Origin of the sequence: Arthrobacter sp. QXT-31, assembly GCF_001969265.1 — a bacterium.
In the GTDB taxonomy this organism is placed as follows: Bacteria; Actinomycetota; Actinomycetes; order Actinomycetales; family Micrococcaceae; genus Arthrobacter.
The window spans coordinates 2,325,624-2,346,374 of the sequence record NZ_CP019304.1; the positions used below are offsets into that span (position 1 = coordinate 2,325,624).

Sequence of the window (20,751 nt, forward strand, 5' to 3'; positions counted from 1 at the left end):
CATGAGCACAACGACTTCCATCCAGCCCGCCCCCGGCTCCCGCCGCACCGGCACACGGAATGCAGTAAGCCCCGGACCCGGTCCCAGTTTCCTCCGGGTCCTGAATTCGGAATTCATCAAGTTCCGCACTCTCCTGTCCACGCTGATCCTGCTCGCTTCGACGGCCGTCGTGGTGGTGGGGTTCGGCGCACTGTCCGCCTGGGCAACAGGACAGTTCGCGGACCAGGCTGCCGCCGACCCCGAGGCAGCAGCCCAGATGGCTGCGCAGGGCGGCGACCTGGCGGTCAGCGTCCCCACCTCCGGCGCGTCCTTTGCGCAGCTGATCCTTGGCTCGCTGGGCGTCCTGCTCATGAGCTCCGAGTTCACCACCGGCATGGCCCGCTCCACCTTCGCCGCCGTGCCCAAGCGGCTCCCCGCGTTCATTGCCAAGCTGGTGGTGGTTGTGGTCAGCAGCTTTGCCCTGACTGCGGTGTCCGTCTATCTCGCCGGCCTGGTGGCGGTGCCGATCCTGGACAACTACGGCCTCAAGCTCGACCTCGCAAGCTCGCAGTCAGTCAAGCTGCTGCTCGTCACCAGTGCCTACGTGGCCGCGGTGGCCGCAATCGGCATGGCTTTCGGGACGCTGCTGCGGAATTCAGCCGGCGGCATCATGGCACTCGTTGGCCTGTTCTTCGTGGCACCGATCGCGTTCCAGCTCATCCCCGGTGACTTCTTCGAAGAGGCGCGCAAGTACCTTCCGGGAAACACTGTGAACCCGCTGACCGCCGTGGAGCACGTCCCGGACACGCTCGAGGTCTGGCAGGCGGCGCTGGTGCTGGGCGCATGGGTGGTGGTGCCTGTGGTGCTGGCCATGATCCTGCTGAAGAAACGGGATGTGTAGACAAACAAGATGGTCAACACTGTTTCCGTGAAGGACGCGCCAGCCACCCCGGCTGACGCGTCCTTCGCCGAGCTTGCTGCCCGGCGCCGGGGCCGGCTCCGCCGCTACCTGTACCGGCGTCCGCGGGTCATGGACGCGGTGGTCGTCGCCTGCTATCTGGTGCTGGTGCTGCCGACAGTCATCGACGCCGGGCAGGCAGGCCGGTGGGGTGCCATCGCCCTGCTCGCCGCCGTTGCGCTGTCCCTGTTCCTGCGGCGCTACCGTCCGGTGGCCGTCGTGGCATTCATTGCGGCTGCCGAAGTCGGCGTGACCCTGCTCCACCCGTGGGGATCCAACGTGTCTGCGGGACTGTGGTTCTCGCTCTACGCGGTGGCCGTGGTGCACACCCGGCGCTTCGCCCTGGCGACCGCGGCACTGGCCACGGCGCCGGTTGCGTTGCTGTATTTCCTGGCGGCCGTGGGCCCGCTGGAGCGGGAGCTGCCCCACCCGGCCGCCTCGGCCGAGGAGTTCCGTGTGATCACGAGCATCGCGGCCGGCACCAGCATCGCTTTCTCCAACGTCATCGCCACCGGAATCGGCATCTCGGTGCGCCAGCGTCGGGAACACGAGCAGGAGATCGCGGCCTGGGCGGCGCAGGCCGCCCGCCTCGGTTCCGTCACCGAACGCAACCGGATCGCGCGCGAGATGCACGACGTCGTGGCGCACTCCCTGACGGTGATGGTCGCCTTGTCCGACGGGGCCGCCGTCGTGGTCCGGAAGGATCCCGGGCGCGCCGCGGAGGTGCTGGCGGAACTGTCCCGGACCGGGCGCACGGCACTGGCCGACATGCGCCGCGTCCTTGGGGTCCTGCGGGATGATGCACCGGCCGACCCGGCCGCCGGCCAGGCGCCCCGTGAACCCTTCGCGGACAGTGCCAGCCTTGGGAAGCTGCTGGACGGTTTCCGGGCCGCAGGCCTGCCGGTCCATTACTCGCATTCCGGGCCCGCATTGCCGGAGGACGTGGCCTTCCAGCTGACCGTGTACAGGATCGTGCAGGAGTCCCTGACCAACGTGCTGCGGTACGGCCGCGCCCTGAGCCGGGTGGACGTGCTGGTGGTGCGGGAGGATTCCACCGTCACCATTGACGTGCTCGACGACGGCCGGGGCACCGTGGAGGCCGCCATCCCCGGCGGGGGCAGTGCGGGAGCCGGTGCGGCCGCGCGTCCCGGCACGGGACAGGGCCTCCCCGGGATGAAGGAACGGGCCGGAATCTACGGCGGTACGGTGGAGGCAGGCCCGGCCGCCGGCGGCGGCTGGCGCGTGCGGGCGGTCCTGACGCTCAACGGCAGCATCCAGGACGGCACCAGCACCATGCTGGCACCGGCAAGCGGGACGGCAACGTAGTGAACGGCAAATGGGGGGAACGAATGAACGAGTCCGGACGGCTCCGGGTCCTGCTGGCGGATGACCAGCCGCTGCTGCGGATGGGGTTCCGGCTTATCCTGGAGGGCGAGGACGGCCTCGAGGTGGTGGGTGAAGCCTCCGACGGTGCCGACGCCGTCCGCCAGGTGGAGGAGCTCGACCCGGACGTCGTGCTCATGGACGTCCGGATGCCCACGCTCGACGGGATCGAGGCCACCCGTGCCATCACCGGCTTGGGTGCGCGTGCCCGCGTCATCATCCTGACCACCTTTGACCTGGACGAGTACGCCTTCGCCGGGCTCCAGGCCGGTGCATCGGCCTTCCTTTTGAAGGATGTGGCGCCGGCAGAACTCGTCCAGGCCGTGCGGGTGGTGGCGAGCGGGGACGCCGTGGTGGCGCCGCGGGTTACCCAGCGGCTCCTTGAAACGTACGTCCGCGGCGCCGTCCCGGCGGCCGCACCGCCCGCACCCCCTCCCCGCGATCCCCTCCTGGAGGAGCTGACGCCACGCGAAACCGAAATGCTGGAAGCCATGTCCGAGGGGCTGTCCAACGCGGAGATCGCCCACCGGTATTTCCTGTCGGAGGCCACCGTGAAGACCCATGTGCGCCGGATCCTCACCAAGCTGCACCTGCGGGACCGCGTCCAGGCCGTGGTGTACGCGTACGAAACCGGGCTCGTGACGCCGAGTAACCCGGACTACTGACCGCACCCTACTGATCGCACCGGCGGCAGGGGCACAGCATCCGCACAGTAAGGGCCTATGCAGGGCATAGCCGGCTGGAGTTGGATGGGTGCCATGACTAACGGAACCCCCGACGGGCGGCAGTCCCGGCACGAGCCGCACCCCAACCATGACCGCGGGCTCGAATTCGATCTCTCCACGCTGATGTCGCGCCGCTCGCTGGGCCTGTTCCTCGGCGCCGGCACGGCCGCCGCTTTGGCGGCGTGCACGCCGGGCGGGACGTCGTCCGCACCGTCCGGGCCGGCGTCGGCCTCCGGAAGCCCCGCTGCCACCGCTTCGGCGACCACAACGACGACGGCGCCGCCGGCTACCGCTTCCGCGTCACCCACCATGACCCGTGCGATCGCCGAATGCGGCGTGGAGATCCCGCAGGAGACGGCCGGACCGTACCCCGGTGACGGTTCCAACGGCCCGAACGTCCTGGCAGCCTCCGGCGTGGTCCGGCAGGACATCACCTCAAGCTTCGGCGCGTCCACTACCAAGGCGGCCGGCGTGCCGCTGACCGTGACCCTGACCCTGCTCGACAACGCCAACGGCTGCGTCCCACTCGCGGGTGCGGCCGTGTACGCCTGGCACTGCGACAAGGAGGGGCGGTACTCGCTCTACGATTCAGGCCTGGAGAACGAGAACTTCCTGCGCGGCGTGCAGGAAGCGGACGCCACCGGCCAGGTCACCTTCAAGACCATCTTCCCGGGCGCCTACAACGGCCGCTGGCCGCACATCCACTTCGAGGTGTTCGAGTCGATGAACAACGCCACCGCTGCGGGCCAGGTCCTGGCGGTCTCGCAGATCGCCCTGACTGACGCCGCCTGCCGGGAGGTCTACGCCTCCACGGGCTATGAAACCAGTGCCCGGAACTTCCCCAACACCACGCTGAATTCGGACAACGTCTTCGGCGGGGACGGCGGCATCTACCAGCTGGCCACCATGTCCGGCTCCGTCTCCGGCGGCTACACGGCAGGGCTCAACGTCACCATCTAGGGCACCGCTAGACTCGGAGCCATGCCTCTCCATTCCTCAGCAGCAGAGCACATCCGGGACCTGGGCGAGTACGTCAGCGCCTCGCCGTCGAGCTTTCACGCCGCCCAGGAGGGTGCCCGGCGCCTGGCGGCGGCGGGGTTCACCGGCCTGGACGAGGCACAGTCCTGGGACGCTGCGGTGGGCAAATACTTTGTGGTCAGGGACGGCGCGCTCATTGCCTGGGTCACGCCTGCGGGCGCCGGGCCGACCACCGGCTTCAACATTCTGGGTACCCACACGGATTCGCCCTCCTTCAAGCTCAAGCCCAAGCCGACCACGGGCCGTTTGGGCTGGCTCCAGGCCGGCGTGGAGGTTTACGGCGGACCGCTGCTGAACTCCTGGCTGGACCGGGAACTGCAGCTGGCCGGTCGGCTGGTGATGCTGGACGGGACGCAACACCTGACTGCGACAGGGCCGCTGCTGCGCTTTCCCCAGCTGGCCATCCACCTGGACCGTGCCGTGAACGAGGGCCTCACACTGGACAAGCAACAGCACATGAACCCGGTGTTCGGCCTCGGTGATCCCGGCGATGAGGACCTGCTTGCCCTGCTGGCCGGACGGGTTTCCGGCAACGGAAAGCCAGTTGACCCGTCCCGGATCGGCGGGTACGACGTCGTCATCGCGGACACGCAGGCCCCTGCTGTTTTCGGAGCCAGGAGTGAGTTCTTCGCGTCCGGGCGGCTGGACAACCTTTCCGCGACCCATGCCGGAATCACGGCCCTGATCGCGCACGCCGACGCTTCCGACGGCGGTCCCGCTGCATCCGGTGGAACCGCGCCGATCGCCGTGCTCGCCGCCTTCGATCACGAGGAAATCGGGTCAGCCTCCCGGTCCGGAGCCTCCGGCCCGGTACTTGAAGACGTACTTGTGCGGATTTCGGACGGACTGGGCGCGTCGGTGAGCCAGCGGCGGCAGGCGTTTTCGGCGTCGTTCTGTGTGTCCGCCGATGCCGGCCACGCCGTCCACCCCAACTACGCCGAACGGCACGACCCCGTCAACCGCCCTGTCCTCAACGGCGGGCCGCTGCTGAAGATTAACGCCAACCAGCGGTACGCCACCGACGCCGCCGGAGCAGCCTTCTGGGCGCGGCTGTGCGGTGAGGCGGAGGTCCCCTTCCAGGAGTTCGTCTCCAACAACGTGATGCCGTGCGGGTCCACCATCGGCCCGCTGACTGCCACACGGCTTGGGATCAGGACGGTGGATGTGGGGGTTCCGCTGCTGTCGATGCACTCGGCCAGGGAGCTTTGCGGGGTGGAGGATCCGCACCGCCTTGCGCGGGTGACTGAACGCTTCTTTGGAGCCGCGGCGCCGGTCTAGCCGTCACACCCGAAGTTTCGGGGCCGTTACAGAATCACCTCTGGAGCAACATTTGTTGCCTATTTATGCCCGGACTTGGCAGCCTGCCTGTTTTGCACTCCCGTAAACTGTTTGATTGCACAGCCCGGAGCAACCCGCGGCTCATTTAGTGTGAAACGCACATGTGGTGCGCGGCACAGGCACTTTCGCCCGCCCGACCACTTTCCAAAACCTGCAACAAACGAGGTGGCGCAGCCATGCACGCTGACCAACAACTGTCGAAATCCCTAAAGCCCCGGCATCTGTCGATGATCGCCATCGCCGGCGTTATTGGCGCCGGGCTGTTCGTCGGCTCCGGCGCGGCCATCCAGCAGGCCGGTCCCGGCATCCTGCTGGCCTACATGGCCGCAGGCATTGTGGTGATCCTGGTCATGCGGATGCTTGGCGAGATGGCCGCCGCCAACCCGGAAACCGGATCCTTCTCCACCTACGCGGACAAGGCGCTGGGCCGCTGGGCCGGATTCAGCATCGGCTGGCTCTACGCGTGGTTCTGGATCATCGTGCTGGGCATCGAAGCCACGGCCGGCGCGGCGATCATGCACCGCTGGGTGCCCGGCATCGACCAGTGGGTCTGGGCCCTGGCGCTCATGATCCTGCTCACGCTGACCAACCTGGGCTCGGTGAAGTCCTACGGGGAGTTCGAGTTCTGGTTCGCCTCCATCAAGGTCACCGCCATTGTCCTGTTCCTGCTCTTCGGCGCGGCCGCGATCCTTGGCCTGGTCCCCGGCGTTCCGGCCCCCGGATTGAACAACCTCCTGGACAACGGCGGCTTCATGCCCAACGGCCCGGGGGCCGTGCTCGCCGGCATCCTCGTTGTGGTGTTCTCCTTCTTCGGGGCTGAAATTGCCACCATCGCCGCCGGTGAATCCGAAAACCCCGTGGACGCGGTCAAGAAGGCCGTGAAGTCCACCGTCTGGCGCATCCTCGTTTTCTACATCGGCTCCATTGCAATCGTTGTCACGCTGTTGCCCTGGAACTCCGCCAGTGTGGCCAAGAGCCCTTACGTCGCGGTCATCGAACTGTTCGGCATCCCCGGTGCAGGCACCATCATGGACGTCGTGGTCCTCACCTCTGTCCTTTCCTGCCTCAACTCGGGCCTTTACACTGCGAGCCGCATGCTGTTCTCGCTCTCGCAGCGCGGCGACGCCCCCGGGTCCTGGACCCGCATCTCCAAGCGCGGCGTGCCCACCGCCCCGGTGCTCGCTTCAACGGTGGTCGGCTTCATCACCGTGGGCCTGAACTACATCGCCCCGGACACGGTCTTCCTGTTCCTGGTGAACACCTCCGGCGCCATCGCGCTGTTCGTATGGCTGGTCATCGCCACCTCCCAGTTGGTGCTGCGCCGCCGGATGGGGGCCGCCGCCAAGGACCTGTCCCTGAAGATGTGGTTCTTCCCCTACCTCACCTGGCTGGCCATCGGAAGCATCGTTGCGCTCATCATCGGCATGGTGATCCTGGATTCCACCCGCGAGTCCCTCCTGCTTTCCGTTGCACTGGCCGCCGTGGTGGTTGGCTTGGGCGTGTGGCGCTACCGGAAGGGCGGCCCGGAAGGTGCTGCCAGGGAAGCTGCCGCGCCGCAGGCTGAGGAGGCAGGCGTGGGGTCCGGGCCGGCGTCGTAATCCCGTTCAATACCTGACCCAAAAACATCCGTCCGGTTGGCCGTTTCGGCCTGACCGGGCGGATGTTTTGCGTTGCCCGTCAGCCCTGCTGTTCTAGCCGCTCCGCGGGGCGAACATGATGACGGCGACGCCCACGAGGCAGATGGCGGCACCGATGAAGTCCCAGCGGTCCGGGCGGAAGCCGTCCAGCAGCATGCCCCAGGCAAGGGAACCGGCAATGAACACCCCGCCGTACGCCGCCAGGACCCGGCCGAAATGGGCGTCCGGCTGGAAGGCTGCCACGAAGCCGTAGAACCCCAGCGCGGCGATCCCGAGCCCGGCCCACCACCAGGCCTTGTCCTCCCGGACAGCCTGCCAGATGAGCCAGGCGCCGCCGATCTCCGCCGCTGCGGCGAGGGCGAAGAGAATCACGGATTTCAGGATCGTCATGGTTCCAGTATCCCGGTCCGTGTTCCTGGCACCCGAGGAGTGTCCACAGCCGTTCGTCATATGACTGGCGGCGCCGGCAAATTCCCCCAACATTCACAGCATCAGTGAGTCCGACAGAAATCTGGGGAAAATGTCGCAACAACCACCTGTTTCCACGCCTGCCGTGCCCGAACTTCCGGCACATCAACCTGGAACACCGCCCGTCGTTGAAGAACCGGGCTTCCAACAGCCCGGCTTCCAGAAGTCCGCGTCCTCCTTCGACATCCGCCCGTTGTGGACCGGAGCCGCCGTTGCGGTTGCATCGTACGCGGCTACGTTCATCCTCGGCCTGGTGGCTCTGGTGCTCGCCCTCGCCGGCATTGCCGCCAGGCAAGGCAACCAGATTCCGGCACTCGGCGGAACGGTCGCCACGGAGCAAGCACCCGACGCGTGGTCGCAGCTGGGCCAGTTGGCTGCGCAGTTGGCCGCAATGGCGCACTTGGGCAGCGCCGGCACTGCCGTGGAAGGCGCCTTGCCATTCTTCGGATCCATCCGGGGTGAGGGCCACGTTTATGCGGTCCCGGTGACGCTGCTGCTGGTCAGCATCCTGAGCATCTGCCTGGCCAGCCGCCTGGCGGAACTGCGGATTCCTTCCGCTGGCCGTCCGCAGCTTCTGCTCCAGTCTGCGGTCACCGGAGCGGTTTTCTCGCTGCTGGTGAACGGCGCGGCCGCGGCCGCCGCGATCCGCTTCCCGCTTACGGCGGGAGTGAGCATAGATCCCATTTCTGCAGTGAACGGGTGGTCTGTTTTTATCGCCTTCGTTCTCGGTTTCGGGTTGTCTGCACTGTCCCGCAACGCCGTTTTCTCCCGGCGATCGCAGTCACCCACTGCAGCGGGCTGGCGGGCTGCACTAAACCTGCCGGTGGCTGCCGTCGTTATCCATACCGCGGTTTTTGCGACGATCGCCGTACCCGCGGCGTGGATCACGGCTGCCATTTCAGATGGCTGGGCGGCGCTGCTGGCCGGTCCGCTGCTGTTGGGTAACGTGGCCGGTTATGCCCTGGTGGCCGGCCACCTTGGCGGCCTCCATGTACTGGCAAAGACGTCCCTGATTTTCGGGGGACAGCAGGGCCAGAACCAGGACTACATCGTGTACGGTTTCGGAGCCGATGCAGCAGGCTTTGAGGCCGCCGGTGCAGTGTGGGCGGCTCTGGCGCTTGCACTGGCCTGTACGGTCATCACCGGACTTTGCGTTCTGCTGCGCAGGGGGCAGGTTGCCAACGCCGACCCCCGGTCGTGGATGGCCGTGCCCGCTGCGTTCCTCATTCTGGGACTGTTGCTGCTGCCGCTCCTGGCCGTGCAGGCAAGCTTTGACGCGCCGGGACTCGGCGCCGGGGAGTACCTTCTGGCCCCCGCGTGGTGGTCGCCTGTCGTCTTCCTCGCCTGGGGACTGCTGGTTGAGGTTTCGGCCCGCTTCCTGGCGCCTTATCTGTTGCCGGCGGTGCCGGGCAGGCTGCAGCGGCTGGTCCGTGTCTTGCCCGCCGGGCCCTTGGGCTCTCCTGGGGCTGCCGGCGCCGGCCATGCAGGATGGGGCGGGTCCGGCGAAGGGGCAGTGGTGACCTCCGTTCCCGAACAGGCGCTTTCGGCCAGGGGCAGGAAGCGCCTGTTGGTGTCACTGGCCGTCATCGGCGCCGTGGCTGTGCTTGCCGTCGGTTCGGCGATTACCGTCAATGCGGTCAAGCCAGGCCCGGACCAACCCGTGAAGGAGTATGTCCAGGCACTCGTTGACGGCGATGCACGGAAGGCAATGGAAATTCTGGATCCTGACGTGCCCAATGAGGAACGGACCCTCTTGACGAATGAGATTCTCGGCGCCGCGGAGAACCGCATTGACGGCTACTCGATCATTTCGAGCAAGGTTTCCGGTGAGTCGGCGCAGGTCCGTGCCGAACTGCGCCAGGACGGCCGCAAGTACGAGCAAACGTTCACCCTCACCAAGAACCAGCCGGAACTCCTGAACGATCATTGGAAGCTCGAGGCGTTCCCGCTGCAACACGTCACTGTCTCCGCAGACGCGCCCGTTTCCGCCGTTTCGGTCAACGGAGTAACCGTTGCTTCCGGTCATAACGGGGCCACCGCTTTAGGTACGAATATCAGTCTTCCGGCGTTTCCCGGGTCCTACTCGGTAGGTCTTCCGGACAGCGAGAAGTACCTCTCCGCTGAGGAACAGCAGGTGGTGGTCTCGGGCGGGTCGCTGCCACAGGCCCCAGAGACGGTCAGGCTTACAGTGACGGCCTCGGATGCACTTGTGGCTGAGACCTCCCGGCAGGTGACTGCCGCCCTGGCTGCGTGCGAGAAATCCACAGACCTCGAACCGGAGGGATGCCCGTTTTCATGGTTTGCCTTCGGCGATGTACGGAACGTCAAATGGTCGGTCACCACAGATCCTGACTACACGCTTACCCAATCGTTCGACGGTACATGGCGGATCAGCGGCGGCAAGGCCGGTGAGGCAACTGTGAGCTATGAAAGGAATGCCTCGTTCAGCAAAACAAACCCCGAGTGGGAGAAGGAAACGGACCAAGCGCAGTTCTACGTAAGTGGCAACGTCGCGGTCGAGTCGGGCAAGGTCGTGGTCACCCTTTCCCGGTTCTGACGCGATGGTTTTCCACATAGCCGGGCCGCTGCTTCCGGTGCCTCGCCGGGGCCACTAGCGTGGGATCTGTCCGAATCGCGGAATTCCATCCCGATGCACTAAGATAGTGAAGTCTGTGCTGCGCCCTGATCCGTTTTGGATGCGGGCCTGCGCGACATCGCAAATGAACCTCCTGTTACGGAAATACCGTAGCCGCTTAGCCCAAAGGAGGTGGGTTCACATATGCGTCCTTACGAATTGATGGTAATCATCGACCCCGAGGTCGAAGAGCGTACCGTAGAGCCGTCGCTTCAGAAGTTCCTGAACGTCATCACCAACGATGGTGGAACCATCGAAAAGGTTGACATCTGGGGCCGTCGCCGTCTGGCTTACGACATCAAGAAGAAGTCCGAAGGTATCTACGCCGTGGTGAACTTCACCGCGACGCCGGCTACCGCCAAGGAACTTGACCGCCAGCTGGGTCTCAACGAGACCATCATGCGCACCAAGATCATCCGCCCCGAAGAGCAGAAGGTTGTTGCTGAGTAATTTCAGCTCCCAACTTTCATTCTTTACACCGCAGGAACGAACAAGGAGGCAGTAGATGGCAGGCGAAACCACTATTACGGTCATCGGTAATCTCACCAATGACCCCGAACTGAGGTTCACACCGTCAGGTTCGGCAGTAGCGAACTTCACCATCGCATCCACGCCCCGCACCTTCGACCGCCAGTCCAACGAATGGAAGGACGGGGAAACCCTGTTCCTCCGCGCTTCGGTCTGGCGGGAGGCAGCAGAAAACGTTGCCGAGTCCCTCACCAAGGGCACCCGCGTGATTGTTTCCGGCCGCCTGAAGAGCCGTTCCTACGAAACCAAGGAAGGCGAGAAGCGCACCGTTATCGAGCTCGAAGTCGATGAAATCGGCCCGAGCCTGCGTTACGCCAATGCCAAAGTCAACCGCACCCAGCGCTCCGGCGGCCAGGGCGGATTCGGCGGCGGCAACAGCGGCGGATTCGGTGGCGGTGGATTCGGTGGCGGCCAGGGTGGAAACCAGGGCGGCAACACCGGAGGAAGCTGGGGCGGCAACCAGCCCGCAGCGCAGGATGACCCTTGGGCAACGCCCGGCGTCAGCAATGCGGGCGGCGGCTGGGGCAACGGCCCGGATTCCGAACCTCCCTTCTAAACAAACAAACACAAGGTCCGGCGCAGCATGCGTGAAGGCGTGCCATATGGCACGTTTGTGCACGCCGCGATCGGACCACCACCATCCCGTGGATCACGATTCACGGGCTCCCTAGAATAGGAGCTCCACGATGGCTAAGGCTGAACTCCGTAAGCCCAAACCAAAGTCCAACCCCTTGAAGGCCGCTGACATCACTGTCATCGACTACAAGGACGTAGCATTGCTGCGCAAGTTCATCTCCGACCGCGGAAAGATCCGCGCCCGTCGCGTCACTGGCGTCACGGTGCAGGAGCAGCGCAAGATCGCCCAGGCAATCAAGAACGCCCGCGAAGTTGCTCTGCTGCCCTACTCCGGCGCTGGCCGGGGCTAAGGAAAGGGATTAACTAACATGGCAAAGCTCATTCTGACCCACGAAGTAACCGGTCTCGGTGCTGCTGGCGACGTTGTCGAGGTCAAGGACGGTTACGCCCGTAACTACCTGCTGCCCCGCGGTTTCGCCCTGACCTGGTCGAAGGGTGGCGAGAAGCAGGTTGAGTCCATCAAGGCTGCCCGCGCCGCCCGCGAGCACGCTTCCCTGGAAGATGCTCAGAAGCAGGCCGCCGCTCTGTCCGCCAAGCCGGTCAAGCTGGTTGTCAAGGCCGGCGAAAGCGGCCGCCTGTTCGGCACGGTCAAGCAGGCCGACGTTGCCGACGCTGTTGAGGCCGCAGGCCTGGGCAGCATCGACAAGCGCAAGGTTGAACTGCCGGCTCACATCAAGTCGGTTGGTTCCTACCAGGCCAACGTCCGTCTGCACGACGACGTTGCCGCTGTGATCGAACTCGACGTAGTCGCAGGCAAGTAGCCTGTACTGCTGACGGCCCCCGCGGTCGGTTTCCTCCGGGAAGCCGACCGCGGGGGCTTCGTCGTTGCTGTGAAAAATGATCCCGCCGTGGCCGGGGGTCTCAGTCCCCGCGCAGGCTGTAGGTGCTCACGACGTTGCCTTTGCTGGTCCGGTACTGGTCCTTCAGCACCAGCCTTGTCAGTGGGTCGCCTTCCTCGAAGAGCCGCCGCCCGCTGCCGGCCACCACGGGGTGCGTCATGAGGGTCAGCTCATCGAGGAGGCCGGCGAACAGCAGCTGTCGGGTCACCGAGATGCTGCCGCATACAGCGATCTCTCCGCCCTCGCGCGTTTTGAGGTCGGTGATGAACTCCTCCAGCGGTCCCTCGATCCGGCGGGAGTTCTGCCATTCCAGAGGCTCGGACAGGGTGCGGGACGCAACGAACTTTTGCACCGGGTTGATGAAGGCCGCGAAGTCCTCGTCCTGGGAAGCGTTGGGCCAGTACCCGGCCCACTCCTGATAGCTCACCCGGCCCAGGACCACCGTGTCCACGGTGTTGATCATCCTGGTCAGCCCCTTGCCCAGGTCCTCATCGAAGCTGTCGAACTGGAACTTGAACGGGTCCTGCACCACGCCGTCCACGGAGTGGAACAGTCCGGCAGTAACTTTGCGCATCGGGGCCTCCAAAATCCGGTTGTCAGGCATACGCTATTTCGCGGCAGCGGCCATGGGAAGACTTCGCCCCCCGGAACGGCGTCCCTCCGGACTACTGGCTGTGCAGAACAGATATGCCGTAGCGGTAACCGAGACTGATCAGCTCGGCCAGCACGGTTTCATCGACGTCGGCCAGCTTGGTGATGTAGAGGCATCCCGCCCCTGTCTTGTGCTTGCCCAGCTGGCTCAGCAGCGCAGCCGACTCGGGCGCATTGGTGAGGCCATACAGCGACAGGCTGGCCTTGCGCGGCGAAAATCCAACCGCTGCTGTATCCCCTTCCCGCCCGCTGGCGTACCTGTAGTGCACTCTGCCGAACCCGACGATGGTGGGACCCCACATCTCCGGCTCCTGTCCCGTCAGCTCCGCCATGAGGTCCCGCAGGCGCTGGCCATCCTGCCGCCGTACCGGGTGCTTCACGGCCGCGATGAAGTCATCAGCGGAAGCCCCCGTCACCTGTGTCTTGTTCTCCGCCATGAAAGGCAGTGTACTGGCCGGCCGAGGCGCCCTTTCCCCCTGTCTTCAGAACCCGCAGCCGCCGTCGGAATAAAGACCGGCAGTCCCGGGTTGAGCGAGTAGATGCAAATGCATGTAACCGCGACCCAGAGGAGAGCATCATGGAGACCCGCCGCATAACCGTCCTGTCCGCCGGCCTGGGGGTCCCGTCGTCAAGCCGGCTGCTTGCCGACCAGCTGGCCGCCGCCGTCACCGGGAAGCTGGCTGCGGCTGGTTACGAAGTGACCATCGACGTTGTGGAGCTCCGCGAGCTGGCCGTGGACATCGCCAACAACTTTGTCACGGGGTTCGCGCCGCCCCGGTTGGCCGAGGTGATTGCCGGCGTCGAAGCCTCCGACGGGATCATCGCCGTCACCCCCGTGTTCAGTGCCTCCTACAGCGGCCTGTTCAAGTCCTTCATTGACGTCCTCGACCCCAAATCCCTGGACGGCAAGGCAGTGCTCCCGGGCGCCACCGGGGGAACGGACCGCCACCAGATGGTCCTGGATCACGCCATGCGCCCGCTGTTCAGCTACCTGCGCACTCGCACCACGGCCACGGCCGTCTTTGCCGGCCCGCAGGACTGGGGAAACACGGACGACGGCGGGACTCCCCTTTCGCTGCGCATCGAACGGGCCGCGGCGGAATTTAGCCGCCTCCTGGAAGGGGAGCAGCCGGGCCGCAAGCCGGCTCCCCTGGAGTCGCTGCCTTTCGAGCAGTTGCTGGCCGGAATCTCTGGCGGCCAGTAGCGCGAACTAATCGCGTCTTCTGCTCGTTGTGCCGGGCATGAAATGTCCCATTGATTCTTCAGACCTGGTCATGAGCGAACGCAGCGGTGTGGAAATCGACTACTGCCCGCAGTGCCGGGGGGTGTGGCTGGACCGCGGCGAGCTGGACAAGATCATCGACCGCGTCAATGCCGGGGCGGCGGCACCTCCGGCGCCCGTTCCGCCGGCTACCCCCGCGCCCGGCATGGCACCGCCGCCGCTGTACCGTGACTTTGAACCGCGGCGGGATCAGCCGCGGCGGGATCAGCCGCGCTACGATGACCGGAGCTACGGCAAGGGCTACGACCGCGACTCCGACCGCCGCCACCACAAGAAGAAAGAGGGCTGGCTGGGGGACCTGTTCGACTTCTAGCGGCCCGGGCTCCCCGGAGGCGGTTAGTCGTCCAACAGGGCGATGAACTCGCGTGCCTGCTTCATGGTGATGTCCGAGTGCCGGGTCAGGGCGGTGGCGGCCGCCTCGATGTTGCCGCTCTTGGCGAGGGTGCGGATGCGGCCGTAAATCTCGTCATTGAGCATGTTGCTGCTGACCTCCCGGGTGACATCGCCCTTGCTCGCAATGGCCCGGTACCGGTACGGAAACCGCTGCGGCGGCTCGTCGTCGTCCTCGGGTTCGCTGGGCTCCTGGGCGGGCGAGCGGAAAGGCTGCGGGTGGGCCGCCAGCGCGGCTACCGCGTCCCGCGCCGCGCGCAGGCCCTGCCCTGACACCTCGTAGTACAGCTTGATCGCCGCCATCGCCTGTCCCTGGGCGATCAGGGAGTACAGCCGGCGGTGTTCATCCTCGGACAGTTTGGCTGCGGCTTCCCTGGCGAGCTCTGCGGACTCAGCCGGCGGCTGGGCGGGCTCTTTGACGGTCTGCCGGCGCCGACCCCACGCGCGCGCCGCGAGGGCCACGGCGACGCCCGCGGCGATAAGGATCAGGAAGGGGATCAGGAGCGATTCCATGGTTACAGCCGATCTACAAATTGCTTGGCGGTCAAAAGGTTGGAATGGGTGGCCTCGCGCAGGAGCCTGATGGCCTGGAGCTTCTGCCCGTTGCGCACCAGAGCCTGCAGCTGCAAGGCCAGCTGCGGGTTCACCGTGGTCCCGGTCAGCACTGCCGCGAGGTCGGAGCGCTGCGGATTGTCAGGATTGCGGACGGGATCGTGGCCTGGATGGCCCGGCGGCCCGTGCTGCTGGAGCGGCTCGTGGTGTTGGAACTGCCGGTTCTGGCTTGGCAGGGCTGCCGCCTCCATGCGCGCCCGTGCGGCCAGGGCAGCCCGGACCTGGGCTGCGTAGTGGGCTTGGGAGCGCCGTGCCAGTTCCAGCTGGTAGCGGTCCGCGTCGGACATTCCTCCGTCGCGCGGCTTCAGTGCCGTGGCGAAAGCCCAGAGGGCTGCGGCGAGGATAAGGGCAGGAACCAAAACCGTTAGAACGTCGCCCATACCTAGAGCTTAACGCCACATCCGCGTTATCCACAGCATATGCCCGGCTATGCATGGTGCCGCCTCAGGAGGAGCACTCTGCCGCCCCGGATGGGACAGATTCATGCCGGGAGCATGCCTTCCGGGCCGACTCAGGCATATGCCGGTGAGCTGTATCACAAAGCAGGAATCCAGCTCCCGAACACCCGCTTTGGATGTGTAATTACCGGCCGGTATCCCCAGTGGGCGCTTGAGGCTGTGGATGAAGGTTGGCGGAAAAATTAAATCTGTCCACAGGAGAACTGCGGTGTTTCCGCAGGTCAACCCCTATATATGCCGGAAATAAAATTTCTATCCACAGGTTCCCCCACAGGCTGTGCACAAGCAGCAGTCTCTTGTGCACACGTTATCCACAGAGGTGCGAAACTGCGGGCTTTGTGCTTCACCGGCGGGGCGCTAACGTAGCGGAGACACCCCATTCGGGTGGTTTTTCCTTCCGGCCTGAAGACCGGAGCCGGCCGACAACCGGTCTCCGGGGGATTCGTGCTGCCCTGTGGAAAACCTGTGGATGAGGCGTCGCCGGGTTCAGCGGTCCGGACCAGAAAATGTCAGGGCCTGCTGGTGTAGTTGCACCAGCGCGGGCGGCAGATTCTGCCGCGCGGCACCCACGGCACACGGCACACGCCGCAGTCCTCCTGCACGGACTGCGGACACAATGGAGGACGGCAGCTTTGTCAGTTACGCACCTGGACCCAATCGAAGGTACCCGCGAATCCGAGAGCAGCCGCAGGCCTCCGCAGGACATTCCCGCTGAACAGTCCGTCCTGGGCGGCATGATGCTGTCCAAGGACGCTATTGCCGATGTGGTGGAAATCCTGCGCGGACAGGACTTCTACCGCCCGGCCCACGAGACCATCTACGAGGCCGTCATCGACCTCTACGGACGCGGAGAACCCGCAGATGCCGTCACGGTATCCGATGAGCTGACCAAGCGTGGCGAAATCAACCGGATCGGCGGTCCGGCGTACCTGCACGAACTCATTCAGACGGTGCCCACTGCCGCGAATGCGGGCTACTACGCCGAGATCGTGGCCGAGCGTGCCGTGCTCCGGCGGCTGGTCAATGCCGGCACCAAGATCGTGCAGCTTGGCTATGGCCAGGACGGCGAGGTGGAGGACCTGGTCAACCAGGCCCAGGCGGAGGTCTACGCCGTCGCCGAACGCCGCACGGCCGAGGACTACGTCGTCCTGAAGGACGTCATGGAGTCCACCGTGGATGAGATCGAGGCCTCCGGCCACCGCGGCGAAGGCATGGTGGGCGTTCCCACCGGCTTCTACGAGCTGGACGAGCTGACCCATGGGCTGCATCCCGGCCAGATGATCGTTATTGCTGCGCGCCCGGCTGTGGGTAAGTCCACCTTCGCGCTGGACTTTGCCCGCTCCGCCGCCATCAAACACAACCTGAGCACGGTCATGTTCTCCCTGGAAATGGGACGCAACGAGATTGCCATGCGTCTGCTCTCGGCAGAGGCCACCATCGGGCTGCAGGACCTGCGCAAGGGCACCATCAAGGATGAGCAGTGGTCCAAGATCGCCACCACCATGGGACGCATGAATGATGCCCCGCTGTTCATTGATGACAGCCCCAATATGTCCCTCATGGAGATCCGGGCCAAGTGCCGCCGCCTCAAGCAGCAGCACGATCTCAAGCTCGTGATCCTTGACTACCTGCAGCTCATGAGCTCAGGCAAGAAGGTGGAGTCCCGCCAGCAGGAAGTCTCCGAGTTCTCACGTGCGCTGAAGCTGCTTGCCAAGGAGCTGCAGGTTCCCGTCATTGCGCTGTCGCAGCTGAACCGCGGCTCTGAGCAGCGCCAGGACAAGCGGCCCATGGTCTCCGACCTTCGTGAATCCGGCTCCATCGAGCAGGATGCCGACATGGTGATCCTGCTGCACCGCGAGGATGTGTACGACAAAGAATCCCCGCGCGCCGGTGAGGCGGACATCCTCGTGGCAAAGCACCGTAACGGCCCCACCAAGGACATCGTGGTGGCCTTCCAGGGCCACTACTCGCGGTTCGCCAACATGGCCGGTGATGCCGGAGGCGGCGGATTCTAGGCGGGTCCTAGTGAGGCTGCGCCGGCAGCAGGTGGTTGGGGAGCCGGTTGCCGGGGGCGGCTGCCCTGATTTCCAGGAGTTCCCGCGCATGGGCGTGAAGGCGCCTGTCCTCCTCGGACACGGGCGTCCATGGCGGAATGGGGACGGAAGTTCCCTCCGCGTCGCGGGCAACCATCACGGTGAGGCAGTATGTAGTGAGGTTCAGCTCCCGGCCCTTGGGGTCCCCGGAGCGGACATGTACGGCGATGTGCATGCCCTTGGTGCCCGTGTAGACCAGCCGGGCCTCCACCTCCACCACATGGCCGATCAGCAGCGGCCGGTAGAAGCGCACTCCGCCGGAGAAGACGGCCACCGTGTCGCGGCCACAGTAGCGTGAGGCGCACACATATGCTGCCTCGTCGATCCATTTCATGACGATCCCGCCGTGGACTTTGCCGCCCCAGTTCACGTCCGTAGGTGCAGCCATGAACCGGAGTACGACGCGCTCTGCCGTGCCGGCGTCGGTATATTCCTGGGCGCTCATGGCTTCGACAATCTGCTCGCGGATCTTGATCCGAGCCAGGGCGTGGTCCCGCTGCTCCAGCTCCTCCGCCGTCTTCGGTTCAAACTGCGTAACGGGTACGGGTTTGCCGTCCTCGCCAACAGCAACAAAGATCACCATGCACTGACTGCGCATGGTGGCCGGACCGCCCTTCGGGTCCCCGGAGGAAACCACTGTCCGGATATGCATGGAGGAGCGGCCCGTGTAGACGATGGTTGCCGTCACCTCCACCATGTCGCCGCTGTTCACGGGATCGGCGAAGTGGATGTTCCCCACGTAAGCGGTAACGCAGTATGACTTGGCCCAACCGACGGCTGCAGCGTAGGCCGCCTTGTCCACCCACTCCAGCACGGTGCCGGCGTCAACGGATCCGCTGTGGCCCACGTCCATGGGGGCGGCAAGAAAGCGGAGGGTCACTGAATTGGCGGCGGTCTCGCTCATGCTCGCAGTTTACTGACCGCGGTCCTTCGGGCCGATCCGCCCCTTCACAAACAGGTTCCCGGCCGCCACAAGTCCCGCAGGCAGGCCGCTTCACGGCCGGGAAAGCCAAAACGACGGCGGCTGCCCGCCTGGCACAGAAATGCCGGCTGGGCAGCCGCCGTCGCTATTTTCCGAAGACTCCGCAGTTTCTCGAAAGGCTACGCGAGAACCCTGAGCTTAGAGTTGCCGCGGCCGAACATGGCTGCGTCCGCCGAGAAGCGGCCGGCGCCGGCCAGTGCGATGGCAAGCGCGCCGGCGGCCAGGAGGAGGACCAGTTCATAGCCGCCGTTGCCAACGAAGACGCCGGCCGAGGCGTGGACCAGGAAGAATGCTCCAAGCATGTTCAGCGCGAGAAGGGCGGCGAAGACGCGGGTCAGCACACCGAGGATGAGGGCGATGCCGCCCACAAGTTCAAGCGTGGCGACGGCCGGGGCGGCGATTTCGGCGGCCGGAACCCCCATCTTGGCGAAGGATGCCTGCGTGCCGGCGATGGTGAATTCGTTGAACTTCTGCCAGCCGTGCGCGGCGAAGAGGAATCCCGCGATTACGCGCAGGACCGTCAGGGCTGTGGTGGTAAGGGTGGACTGGTTCATGGAGATTCTCACCGTTCAGGTTGATTGGGGGTTGTCTCTTTTGGGCACGCGGTCCGGGGCGTGCCGGTTGAAGCTTCCCTTCCACTGTCCCGAAGTTTTGTTGAAGTGTCAACTAATGTGTCGTGGGTTATCTTTCGGGCTCCGTCCGCTGCCGGCTGGCCATTAGGCTGAATCCGTGCACCAATCGCGTTCCGCCGCCGTTTCAACCCCCAAGCCTGACAGCCATGGGCGTGAAATACTCCGGCTTGCCGTTCCCGCCTTTGGCGCGCTGATTGCCGAGCCGCTTTTCCTGCTTGCTGACTCGGCCATTGTGGGCCACCTGGGCGTTGCCCAGCTGGCCGGCGTCGGGCTGGCCTCTGCGGTGCTGCACACCGCCGTGGGGCTAATGGTTTTCCTCGCCTACTCCACCACGCCTGCCGTAGCGCGGGCGGTGGGGGACGGACAGCTGGGGAGGGCGCTGGCCGCGGGGCGCGACGGCGTCTGGCTCGCCCTGCTGCTCGGGGCAGCACTCGCCCTCGCCGGGTTCCTCGCCGCGGAGCCGCTGATTGAGCTCATGGGTCCTGGCCCCGAAGTGCGCATCTTCGCCGTGGACTACTTGCGCTGGTCCATGCCTGGGCTCGTCGCCATGCTGCTGATCTTCGCCGGCACGGGTGTGCTGCGGGGACTGCAGGACACCCGGACGCCACTGGTGGTGGCGACGGCGGGTTTCTCACTGAACATCGTGCTGAACCTGGTGCTGGTTTACGGGCTCGGGCTGTCTGTGGTCGGATCGGCGGTGGGGACCAGCATCGCGCAGTGGGCCATGGCCGCGGTGTATCTGGTGATGGTGCAGCGCAACGCCCGTCAACACGGCGTTAGCCTGCTCCCCGACTGGCATGGGATCCGCGCCATGACCAAGGTTGGCTCCTGGCTGATGCTGCGGACACTCAGCCTGCGCGTCGCCATCATGGCCACCGTGCTGGTGGTCACGGCCCAGGGTGCCGTGAACCTGGCGGCCCACCAGCTGGCCATGACGGTCTTTACCTTCCTGGCCTTTGCGCTGGATGCGCTGGCCATTGCGGCGCAGGCGCTGATTGGAAAGGAACTGGGCGCGTCCAATGCCGGCAAAGCGAGGATCCTGACCCGGACGATGATCCGCTGGGGCACCGGCTTCGGCGTGGTCACCGGCGTCCTGCTCGCCCTGGCGGCCCCGTTCACGGGGGCCCTCTTCACGTCTGACGCCGGCGTCCAGTCGGTGCTGACGGCGGCCCTGTGGGTGCTGGCCGCAGGCCAGCCCCTGGCCGGGTACGTGTTCGTCCTCGACGGGGTGCTGATTGGCGCCGGTGACGCGAAGTATCTGGCGATTGCCGGCGTCGTAAATCTGGCGGTGTACCTTCCCCTGTTGCTGGCGGTACCGCTGGTGGGGGCCGACGGCGCGGCGGCGCTGGTCTGGGTGTGGGCAGCCTTTTCGCTGGGGTACATGTTTGCCCGCGCCGTGACCCTTGGCCTGCGGGCCAGGACGGACCGCTGGATGGTGCTCGGCTCATAGCCACCCGGTTCCAGGATTTGCCGCGCCAGGATTCGCT

General features: G+C 65.5%; 22 protein-coding genes. 15 read left to right on the top strand and 7 right to left on the bottom strand.

Annotation, left to right across the window (positions count from 1 at the left end):
• Position 1: 1 nt before the first annotated feature.
• The 6 genes from BWQ92_RS10485 (at position 2) to BWQ92_RS10510 (ending at position 7,019) form a co-directional block, all read left to right on the top strand.
• Positions 2 to 880, top strand: a complete 879-nt coding sequence (locus BWQ92_RS10485; protein ID WP_076799457.1) for an ABC transporter — start codon at positions 2 to 4, stop codon at positions 878 to 880.
• 9 nt (positions 881 to 889) lie between these two features.
• Positions 890 to 2,263 (top strand): sensor histidine kinase, encoded by a 1,374-nt coding sequence (locus BWQ92_RS10490; protein ID WP_076799458.1) that lies wholly within the window; start codon positions 890 to 892, stop codon positions 2,261 to 2,263.
• 23 nt (positions 2,264 to 2,286) lie between these two features.
• Positions 2,287 to 2,985, top strand: coding sequence for a response regulator (locus BWQ92_RS10495; RefSeq protein WP_076803650.1), 699 nt, complete (start codon positions 2,287 to 2,289; stop codon positions 2,983 to 2,985).
• A gap of 93 nt (positions 2,986 to 3,078) precedes the next feature.
• Positions 3,079 to 4,005 carry an intradiol ring-cleavage dioxygenase gene (locus BWQ92_RS10500; protein WP_076803651.1) on the top strand — a complete coding sequence of 309 codons (927 nt, stop codon included), beginning with the start codon at positions 3,079 to 3,081 and terminating at the stop codon, positions 4,003 to 4,005.
• Between the two features lie 21 nt (positions 4,006 to 4,026).
• Entirely contained in the window at positions 4,027 to 5,361 is a 1,335-nt protein-coding gene (locus tag BWQ92_RS10505; protein ID WP_076799459.1) for a M18 family aminopeptidase, read from the top strand.
• A 236-nt stretch (positions 5,362 to 5,597) separates the two neighbouring features.
• Positions 5,598 to 7,019: an amino acid permease gene (locus BWQ92_RS10510; RefSeq protein ID WP_076799460.1), complete on the top strand. Its 1,422-nt coding sequence runs from the start codon at positions 5,598 to 5,600 to the stop codon at positions 7,017 to 7,019.
• Between the two features lie 93 nt (positions 7,020 to 7,112).
• Here BWQ92_RS10510 and BWQ92_RS10515 read toward each other — a convergent pair whose 3' ends face one another.
• Entirely contained in the window at positions 7,113 to 7,448 is a 336-nt protein-coding gene (locus BWQ92_RS10515; protein WP_076799461.1) for a YnfA family protein, read from the bottom strand.
• 130 nt (positions 7,449 to 7,578) lie between these two features.
• Between BWQ92_RS10515 and BWQ92_RS10520 the strand changes: the two genes are divergently transcribed.
• From BWQ92_RS10520 to rplI, 5 genes are all read left to right on the top strand, one after another.
• Positions 7,579 to 10,083 (top strand): hypothetical protein, encoded by a 2,505-nt coding sequence (locus BWQ92_RS10520; protein ID WP_157365138.1) that lies wholly within the window; start codon positions 7,579 to 7,581, stop codon positions 10,081 to 10,083.
• 222 nt (positions 10,084 to 10,305) lie between these two features.
• On the top strand, positions 10,306 to 10,611 hold the full coding sequence (gene rpsF, locus BWQ92_RS10525; protein WP_003800148.1) for a 30S ribosomal protein S6: 306 nt from the start codon (positions 10,306 to 10,308) through the stop codon (positions 10,609 to 10,611).
• Positions 10,612 to 10,666: 55 nt separating this feature from the next.
• On the top strand, positions 10,667 to 11,245 hold the full coding sequence (locus BWQ92_RS10530) for a single-stranded DNA-binding protein (RefSeq protein WP_076799463.1): 579 nt from the start codon (positions 10,667 to 10,669) through the stop codon (positions 11,243 to 11,245).
• Between the two features lie 130 nt (positions 11,246 to 11,375).
• Complete coding sequence (rpsR, locus tag BWQ92_RS10535) at positions 11,376 to 11,615, top strand: 30S ribosomal protein S18 (RefSeq protein WP_003800144.1); 240 nt, start codon at positions 11,376 to 11,378, stop codon at positions 11,613 to 11,615.
• Positions 11,616 to 11,633: 18 nt separating this feature from the next.
• A complete protein-coding gene (rplI, locus tag BWQ92_RS10540) occupies positions 11,634 to 12,086 on the top strand; it encodes a 50S ribosomal protein L9 (protein WP_076799464.1) in 453 nt (150 codons plus the stop codon).
• Between the two features lie 100 nt (positions 12,087 to 12,186).
• Here rplI and BWQ92_RS10545 read toward each other — a convergent pair whose 3' ends face one another.
• Both BWQ92_RS10545 and BWQ92_RS10550 read right to left on the bottom strand, forming a co-directional pair.
• Positions 12,187 to 12,738 carry a dihydrofolate reductase family protein gene (locus BWQ92_RS10545; RefSeq protein ID WP_076799465.1) on the bottom strand — a complete coding sequence of 184 codons (552 nt, stop codon included), beginning with the start codon at positions 12,736 to 12,738 and terminating at the stop codon, positions 12,187 to 12,189.
• A gap of 91 nt (positions 12,739 to 12,829) precedes the next feature.
• Positions 12,830 to 13,252, bottom strand: coding sequence for a DUF1801 domain-containing protein (locus tag BWQ92_RS10550; protein ID WP_076799466.1), 423 nt, complete (start codon positions 13,250 to 13,252; stop codon positions 12,830 to 12,832).
• A gap of 140 nt (positions 13,253 to 13,392) precedes the next feature.
• Between BWQ92_RS10550 and BWQ92_RS10555 the strand changes: the two genes are divergently transcribed.
• Positions 13,393 to 14,019, top strand: coding sequence for an FMN reductase (locus BWQ92_RS10555; RefSeq protein WP_076799467.1), 627 nt, complete (start codon positions 13,393 to 13,395; stop codon positions 14,017 to 14,019).
• A gap of 37 nt (positions 14,020 to 14,056) precedes the next feature.
• On the top strand, positions 14,057 to 14,410 hold the full coding sequence (locus BWQ92_RS10560) for a TFIIB-type zinc ribbon-containing protein (protein WP_076799468.1): 354 nt from the start codon (positions 14,057 to 14,059) through the stop codon (positions 14,408 to 14,410).
• A gap of 23 nt (positions 14,411 to 14,433) precedes the next feature.
• Here BWQ92_RS10560 and BWQ92_RS10565 read toward each other — a convergent pair whose 3' ends face one another.
• Together BWQ92_RS10565 and BWQ92_RS10570 are read right to left on the bottom strand one after the other, a co-directional pair.
• Positions 14,434 to 15,000, bottom strand: coding sequence for a hypothetical protein (locus BWQ92_RS10565; RefSeq protein ID WP_076799469.1), 567 nt, complete (start codon positions 14,998 to 15,000; stop codon positions 14,434 to 14,436).
• 2 nt (positions 15,001 to 15,002) lie between these two features.
• A complete protein-coding gene (locus tag BWQ92_RS10570; protein ID WP_076799470.1) occupies positions 15,003 to 15,479 on the bottom strand; it encodes a hypothetical protein in 477 nt (158 codons plus the stop codon).
• Positions 15,480 to 16,189: 710 nt separating this feature from the next.
• Here BWQ92_RS10570 and dnaB point away from each other — a divergent pair.
• Positions 16,190 to 17,572, top strand: a complete 1,383-nt coding sequence (gene dnaB / locus BWQ92_RS10575) for a replicative DNA helicase (RefSeq protein WP_076799471.1) — start codon at positions 16,190 to 16,192, stop codon at positions 17,570 to 17,572.
• 7 nt (positions 17,573 to 17,579) lie between these two features.
• On the opposite strand, the gene BWQ92_RS10580 is transcribed toward dnaB, so the two are convergent.
• Both BWQ92_RS10580 and BWQ92_RS10585 read right to left on the bottom strand, forming a co-directional pair.
• Positions 17,580 to 18,554, bottom strand: a complete 975-nt coding sequence (locus BWQ92_RS10580; protein WP_076799472.1) for an acyl-CoA thioesterase — start codon at positions 18,552 to 18,554, stop codon at positions 17,580 to 17,582.
• 197 nt (positions 18,555 to 18,751) lie between these two features.
• Positions 18,752 to 19,186 carry a DoxX family protein gene (locus BWQ92_RS10585; RefSeq protein WP_076799473.1) on the bottom strand — a complete coding sequence of 145 codons (435 nt, stop codon included), beginning with the start codon at positions 19,184 to 19,186 and terminating at the stop codon, positions 18,752 to 18,754.
• A 175-nt stretch (positions 19,187 to 19,361) separates the two neighbouring features.
• Here BWQ92_RS10585 and BWQ92_RS10590 point away from each other — a divergent pair, with 175 nt between their 5' ends.
• Positions 19,362 to 20,714, top strand: a complete 1,353-nt coding sequence (locus BWQ92_RS10590; protein WP_076799474.1) for an MATE family efflux transporter — start codon at positions 19,362 to 19,364, stop codon at positions 20,712 to 20,714.
• Positions 20,715 to 20,751 lie beyond the last annotated feature (37 nt).

What these genes read in the sequence shown, in the direction of transcription:
- BWQ92_RS10485 (WP_076799457.1), top strand. Translation starts at nt 2, where the DNA reads ATGAGCACAACGACTTCCATCCAGCCCGCCCCCGGCTCCCGCCGCACC.
- BWQ92_RS10490 (WP_076799458.1), top strand. Translation starts at nt 890, where the DNA reads ATGGTCAACACTGTTTCCGTGAAGGACGCGCCAGCCACCCCGGCTGAC.
- BWQ92_RS10495 (WP_076803650.1), top strand. Translation starts at nt 2,287, where the DNA reads ATGAACGAGTCCGGACGGCTCCGGGTCCTGCTGGCGGATGACCAGCCG.
- BWQ92_RS10500 (WP_076803651.1), top strand. Translation starts at nt 3,079, where the DNA reads ATGACTAACGGAACCCCCGACGGGCGGCAGTCCCGGCACGAGCCGCAC.
- BWQ92_RS10505 (WP_076799459.1), top strand. Translation starts at nt 4,027, where the DNA reads ATGCCTCTCCATTCCTCAGCAGCAGAGCACATCCGGGACCTGGGCGAG.
- BWQ92_RS10510 (WP_076799460.1), top strand. Translation starts at nt 5,598, where the DNA reads ATGCACGCTGACCAACAACTGTCGAAATCCCTAAAGCCCCGGCATCTG.
- BWQ92_RS10515 (WP_076799461.1), bottom strand. Translation starts at nt 7,448, where the DNA reads ATGACGATCCTGAAATCCGTGATTCTCTTCGCCCTCGCCGCAGCGGCG.
- BWQ92_RS10520 (WP_157365138.1), top strand. Translation starts at nt 7,579, where the DNA reads ATGTCGCAACAACCACCTGTTTCCACGCCTGCCGTGCCCGAACTTCCG.
- rpsF (WP_003800148.1), top strand. Translation starts at nt 10,306, where the DNA reads ATGCGTCCTTACGAATTGATGGTAATCATCGACCCCGAGGTCGAAGAG.
- BWQ92_RS10530 (WP_076799463.1), top strand. Translation starts at nt 10,667, where the DNA reads ATGGCAGGCGAAACCACTATTACGGTCATCGGTAATCTCACCAATGAC.
- rpsR (WP_003800144.1), top strand. Translation starts at nt 11,376, where the DNA reads ATGGCTAAGGCTGAACTCCGTAAGCCCAAACCAAAGTCCAACCCCTTG.
- rplI (WP_076799464.1), top strand. Translation starts at nt 11,634, where the DNA reads ATGGCAAAGCTCATTCTGACCCACGAAGTAACCGGTCTCGGTGCTGCT.
- BWQ92_RS10545 (WP_076799465.1), bottom strand. Translation starts at nt 12,738, where the DNA reads ATGCGCAAAGTTACTGCCGGACTGTTCCACTCCGTGGACGGCGTGGTG.
- BWQ92_RS10550 (WP_076799466.1), bottom strand. Translation starts at nt 13,252, where the DNA reads ATGGCGGAGAACAAGACACAGGTGACGGGGGCTTCCGCTGATGACTTC.
- BWQ92_RS10555 (WP_076799467.1), top strand. Translation starts at nt 13,393, where the DNA reads ATGGAGACCCGCCGCATAACCGTCCTGTCCGCCGGCCTGGGGGTCCCG.
- BWQ92_RS10560 (WP_076799468.1), top strand. Translation starts at nt 14,057, where the DNA reads ATGAAATGTCCCATTGATTCTTCAGACCTGGTCATGAGCGAACGCAGC.
- BWQ92_RS10565 (WP_076799469.1), bottom strand. Translation starts at nt 15,000, where the DNA reads ATGGAATCGCTCCTGATCCCCTTCCTGATCCTTATCGCCGCGGGCGTC.
- BWQ92_RS10570 (WP_076799470.1), bottom strand. Translation starts at nt 15,479, where the DNA reads ATGGGCGACGTTCTAACGGTTTTGGTTCCTGCCCTTATCCTCGCCGCA.
- BWQ92_RS10580 (WP_076799472.1), bottom strand. Translation starts at nt 18,554, where the DNA reads ATGAGCGAGACCGCCGCCAATTCAGTGACCCTCCGCTTTCTTGCCGCC.
- BWQ92_RS10585 (WP_076799473.1), bottom strand. Translation starts at nt 19,186, where the DNA reads ATGAACCAGTCCACCCTTACCACCACAGCCCTGACGGTCCTGCGCGTA.